This window comes from Trebonia sp. (assembly GCF_030042015.1).
Taxonomy (GTDB): domain Bacteria; phylum Actinomycetota; class Actinomycetes; order Streptosporangiales; family Streptosporangiaceae; genus Trebonia.
Map to the genome: position 1 here is coordinate 1 of NZ_JASIAL010000357.1, position 5,562 is coordinate 5,562.

Annotated in this window: 3 protein-coding genes and 1 pseudogene; 2 read left to right on the forward strand and 2 right to left on the reverse strand. The window is 70.4% G+C overall.

Annotated features, from left to right (window positions below):
* Both Q1N79_RS19345 and Q1N79_RS19350 read left to right on the forward strand, forming a co-directional pair.
* Positions 1-170, forward strand: a 170-nt coding sequence (locus tag Q1N79_RS19345; RefSeq protein ID WP_300610882.1) for a histone-like nucleoid-structuring protein Lsr2, incomplete at its 5' end; no start/stop codon positions are given.
* A gap of 424 nt (positions 171-594) precedes the next feature.
* On the forward strand, positions 595-3,174 hold the full coding sequence (locus tag Q1N79_RS19350) for an ATP-dependent Clp protease ATP-binding subunit (RefSeq protein ID WP_300610877.1): 2,580 nt from the start codon (positions 595-597) through the stop codon (positions 3,172-3,174).
* A gap of 591 nt (positions 3,175-3,765) precedes the next feature.
* Here the strand turns inward: Q1N79_RS19350 and Q1N79_RS19355 are convergent.
* Together Q1N79_RS19355 and Q1N79_RS19360 are read right to left on the reverse strand one after the other, a co-directional pair.
* Positions 3,766-4,629: pseudogene (locus tag Q1N79_RS19355) on the reverse strand (A/G-specific adenine glycosylase); the annotation flags it as partial.
* 240 nt (positions 4,630-4,869) lie between these two features.
* On the reverse strand, positions 4,870-5,562 hold a 693-nt coding region (locus Q1N79_RS19360), incomplete at its 5' end, for a magnesium chelatase domain-containing protein (RefSeq protein ID WP_300610880.1).

Below are 5,562 nucleotides of genomic sequence, written 5' to 3' on the forward strand. Positions count from 1 at the left end.
AACACTCCCGCAAAGCGAACGCGCCTGCGCGGCGCCGCCGCGCGCGTAGCGGCGCCGGCCGCGAGCAGAGCGCGCGAATCCGTGAGTGGGCCAAGTCGCGCGGTTTCAAGGTCAATGAGCGCGGACGCATTCCGGCCAACATCGTGGCCGAGTACGAGGCCGCGCACTAGTTTCGTTCCGGGGGGCGACCCCCCGGAACCCCCCGGCTGGTTTTCCCCGGGGGGGCGACCCCCCGGACCCCCCGGCTGCGCCTTGACGGCGCACCTGCTCCGGGGTCTGTGCGGTTCCATGGCCGCGGTTTGCCCGGGGAGGACCACCCCCGGACCCCCCCGGCTGCGCCTTGACGGCGCACCTGCTCCGGGGCTCGGGCGGGACGCTGGTGGGCGGCGGTCACGCGGTGCGTTCGCTTCCGGCGTACTTGGAACATCGTTGCCCGTTCGCGCTGTTGGATGGGGTGAAGGCCAAGTGTCCGGGGAACTTCTCCTGTAGTTGGCGCATAATCGCGTTAAGTGCAGGGTCGGGCACGCGGCTACCATGCGGAGCAGGCAGGCACGCCGGAGCCTGCCGGATCCCCGCTGTGAGGAGAGCGACGACATGTTCGAGAGGTTCACTGACCGGGCGCGGCGGGTTGTTGTCCTGGCGCAAGAAGAGGCCAGGATGCTCAATCACAACTACATTGGCACTGAGCACATCCTGCTTGGCCTCATTCACGAGGGCGAGGGTGTCGCGGCCAAGGCGCTTGAGTCTCTTGGCATCAGCCTGGAGGCGGTCCGCCAGCAGGTCGAGGAGATCATCGGCCAGGGTCAGCAGGCTCCGTCGGGCCACATACCGTTCACTCCGCGTGCCAAGAAGGTGCTTGAGCTATCGCTGCGCGAGGCGCTGCAGCTCGGTCATAACTACATCGGCACCGAGCACATCCTGCTTGGCCTGATCCGCGAGGGCGACGGCGTGGCCGCGCAGGTCCTCGTCAAGCTGGGCGCGGACCTGAACAGGGTGCGCCAGCAGGTCATCCAGTTGCTGCACGGCTACCAGGGCAAGGAGCCGACCACGGGAGCCGCCGCCGGCAGCACCGAGTCAGCGCCGTCGACCTCTCTCGTGCTCGATCAGTTCGGCCGCAACCTCACCCAGGGCGCGCGCGAGGGCAAGCTCGACCCGGTGATCGGCCGGGAGAAGGAAATCGAGCGCGTCATGCAGGTGCTGTCCCGGCGGACCAAGAACAACCCGGTCCTGGTCGGCGCGCCCGGCGTCGGCAAGACCGCGGTGGTCGAAGGCCTGGCGCAGAAGATCGTCAAGGGCGAGGTTCCCGAGACCATCAAGGACAAGCAGCTGTACACCCTCGACCTCGGGGCGCTGGTCGCCGGCTCGCGGTACCGCGGTGACTTCGAGGAGCGGCTCAAGAAGGTCCTCAAGGAGATCCGCACCCGCGGCGACATCATCCTGTTCATCGACGAGATCCACACGCTGGTGGGCGCGGGCGCGGCCGAGGGCGCGATCGACGCGGCGTCCATCCTCAAGCCCATGCTGGCCCGCGGCGAGCTGCAGACGATCGGCGCGACCACGCTGGACGAGTACCGCAAGTACCTGGAGAAGGACGCCGCCCTCGAGCGCCGGTTCCAGCCCATCCAGGTGGCGGAGCCGACGATCTCGCACACCATCGAGATCCTCAAGGGCCTGCGCGACCGGTACGAGGCACACCACCGGGTCTCCATCACCGACGGCGCGCTCGTGGCCTCGGCGCAGCTGGCTGACCGCTACATCAGCGACCGGTTCCTGCCGGACAAGGCCATCGACCTGATCGACGAGGCCGGCTCGCGGATGCGGATCCGCCGGATGACGGCCCCGCCCGACCTGCGCGAGTACGACGAGAAGATCGCCCAGGTCCGCAAGGAGAAGGAGTCGGCCATCGACTCCCAGGACTTCGAGAAGGCGGCGGCGCTGCGGGACACGGAGAAGCAGCTGCTTGCCAAGAAGGCCGCCAGGGAGAAGGAGTGGAAGGCCGGCGACATGGACGTGGTCGCCGAGGTCAACGAGGAGCTCATCGCGGAGGTCCTCGCCACCGCCACCGGGATCCCCGTCTTCAAGCTCACCGAGGAGGAGTCGCAGCGACTGCTGCGCATGGAGGATGAGCTGCACAAGCGGGTGATCGGGCAGAACGACGCGATCAAGGCGCTGTCGCAGGCCATCCGGCGCACCCGGGCCGGCCTGAAGGACCCGAAGCGCCCCGGCGGGTCGTTCATCTTCGCGGGGCCTTCCGGCGTCGGCAAGACCGAGCTGTCCAAGACGCTGGCGGAGTTCCTGTTCGGCGACGAGGACTCGCTGATCCAGCTGGACATGTCCGAGTACATGGAGAAGCACACCGTCTCCAGGCTGTTCGGCTCCCCGCCCGGGTACGTGGGTTACGAGGAAGGCGGCCAGCTCACCGAGAAGGTGCGGCGGCGGCCGTTCTCCGTGGTCCTGTTCGATGAGATCGAGAAGGCCCATCAGGACATCTTCAACTCGCTGCTGCAGATCCTTGAGGAAGGGCGCCTCACCGACGCGCAGGGCCGCACGGTGGACTTCAAGAACACCGTGATCATCATGACCTCGAACATGGGGACGCGCGACATCTCCAAGGGCGTGTCGGTCGGGTTCGCCAGGCAGGGCGAGGCCCGCGGCTCCTACGACCGGATGAAGGCGAAGGTCGGCGAGGAGCTGAAGCAGCACTTCAAGCCCGAGTTCCTGAACCGCGTCGACGACATCATCGTGTTCCACCAGCTGGAGCGGGACGAGATCTTCAGCATCGTGGACCTGATGATCGCCAAGGTGGACGAGCGGCTCAAGGACCGCGACATGGGCATCGAGATCCGGCCGACCGCCAAGGACCTGCTCGCCCAGCGCGGCTACGACCCGGTGCTCGGGGCACGGCCGCTGCGGCGCACGATCCAGCGGGAGATCGAGGACAGCCTGTCCGAGAAGATCCTGTTCGGGGAACTGCGCCCAGGGCACATCGTCATCGTCGACACCGAGGGCAGCGGCGACGAGGTGAAGTTCACCTTCACCGGCGTCCCGAAGCCGGAGTCGGTCCCCGACGCGGCGGTGGCGGCGGTCGCGGCGAGCGAGCCGGCCGCGCCAAGCCCGGCGGCGGGCGGTGCGACGCCTACCGAGGGGCCTGGGACCGCGCAGGCGATCGGCTAGCACGACAGCCGTCTATTCGGGTTGGAGCTGCGGCTTTCCGTTGTCACGCGGCCGGGGCGCGTCCCCGGCGCCGATGCCAGCCGACGGCCCGACGATGCGACATGCCCGGTATGCCGGTATCCCGGAACCGGGCATTCCGGACACGGCGATTACCGGGAAACAAAAGACCGGTCAGGGACGCGTCGGTGAGTAACCCGGCATTGCCGGATGCCTGCCCTCCGGTTGCGGCATGGGTGCGCGGCAGGTTCGGCGTCCGGTCGCTGCCGAGGTCTGGGCGGTCATCGTGGCATGCGGTGCGGGCGGGCCGGTCCGGCCTGGTGGGCCGCGTGCCGGGGCTGCCCGGTGGCACCGGGGGCGTGATCTTGCAAAGCAGGGCATTCGGGGCAGGACGGGAGCGGCCCGGTCCGTGACACGCCCGGGACGGCCAGCTAACAAAACGACGCGCCCCAGGGGCGGCATTTTCTTTCCCGTTATCCCGGCCGGGCGCTGCAGGGCGAGCGGCAGGGGCTGGCGTGACGGACGGGAATGGGCCGAGACCGAGGCGATGGGTGGCTGCCGTACCAGCACTCTCGGATCCGCTAGGCGTAACGCGGGCAGCGCGAAGCTGCCGTCCGGCAGCGGGTCGACTAGGCCGTCGGACACCAGGCCGTCGAGCGCCCGGGCGCGCTGGACGTTGTCGGGCCAGACGGCGTCGAAGTGCTGCGATAGCACGGGTCCCGGCGATTCCCTTAGCAGGGCCAGCAGCCTGCCGCGGCACTGGCGGTCGGTGCCTTCGTAGCGCTGAATAGGGCGTTGCGACGCCGATGCGGGCTGGCCTGCGGCTAGCCAGGCGCAGTGCGGCGCGACCGGGCAGTCGGTGCAGCGTGGCCGGGCCGCGGTGCAGGTGAGCGCGCCGAGTTCCATGACGGCGACCGACCAGCGGGCCGCGACGGCCGGGTCGGCGGGCAGCAGCGATTCCGCGAGCCGGTACTCCGCCGCCGACGGCCGCGGACCGGGGAACTGCCGCCCGGACACCAGCCGGGCAAGCACGCGGCGCACGTTGGTGTCAAGCACGGCGTGCCGGCGGCCGAAGGCGAAGGCAGCCACCGCCGCCGCGGTGTAGGCGCCGATCCCGGGCAGCGCGAGCAGTTCCTCCCGGGACGACGGGATCTGCCCGCCGTGCCGCTGCGTCACGATGGCGGCGGTCGCGTGCAGCCGCAGCGCGCGCCGCGGGTAGCCGAGCCGGCCCCATTGCCGCACCGCCTCGCCCGGCGGGTCCGCTGCCAGCGCGGGGGCCGACGGCCACCTGGCGAGCCAGGCGTGGTGGGCGGGCAGCACCCGGCTCACCGGCGTCTGCTGCAGCATTACCTCGCTGACCAGAACCGACCACGGGGTTGCCCGCGGCGCGCGCCACGGCAGGTCGCGCGCGTGCGCCGGATACCACGCCAGCACCGGCTCGAAATAGGGCGATCCCATGCCAGGCATTATCCCCGGCGAGTCGGACGCCGCTGCCGGGCTGCGTGCCGCGGCTCGTGGTCATCTCCTGGAGTCGCGCGGTAGGCGAGGCCGGCTGCGCGGGCCCGCTCGCCTCCGGCGTCTGGGGTACGTTCGAGGCGATCGCCATGAGCGCGGTGGGCCAGTCCAGCCCGGCCAGCAGCGTTAAGCTCCTGCGCTGCCAGCTCCGCCCGTGCCCGGTGACATCGGCGGCGGGGGCCCTCAGCCGCGGAGGGCGGCTGTCAGCGCCGCACGGATATCGTCCACTTCGATGACCTCCATGGTTCCGCCGCCCTGGACGTCGGCCGAGCCCGCGGGCACGATCGCCCTGCGGTAGCCCATCCGCTCCGCCTCGGTGAGCCGCCGCGGCACGCCCGCGACGTTGCGCACCTCACCGGCCAGGCCGACCTCGCCGACCGCGACCACGCCCTGCGGCACCGCGAGGTTGGCAGTCGAGCTGGCCAGCGCCAGCGCCACAGCCAGGTCAACGGAAGGCTCGGTGAGCCGGACCCCGCCGACTGTCGCGGCGTAGACGTCGGTCCTGGCGAGCTTCAATTCGGTGCGGCGCTGCAGCACCGCGAGCACCATGCCGACACGGGAGGCATCGAGCCCGGACGTGACCCTGCGCGGCACGTCGAGCGCGGACGCGGTGACCAGCGCCTGCACTTCGGCGAGGAGCGGGCGGCGGCCCTCCAGGGTCACGGTGACGCAGGTTCCAGGTACCGGCTCACTGTGGCGGGACAGGAACAGCCCGCTGGGGTCGGCGAGCCCGATCAGGCCGTACTCGCCGAGGTCAAAGCAGCCGACCTCGTCGGTCGGGCCGTACCTGTTCTTGACCGCCCGCACCATCCGCAGCCGCGAGTGCCGGTCGCCCTCGAAGTGCAGCACCACGTCGACGATGTGCTCAAGGGTGCG

Coding starts and splice junctions, on each gene's coding strand:
- Q1N79_RS19350 (WP_300610877.1), top strand. CDS start 595: ATGTTCGAGAGGTTCACTGACCGGGCGCGGCGGGTTGTTGTCCTGGCG.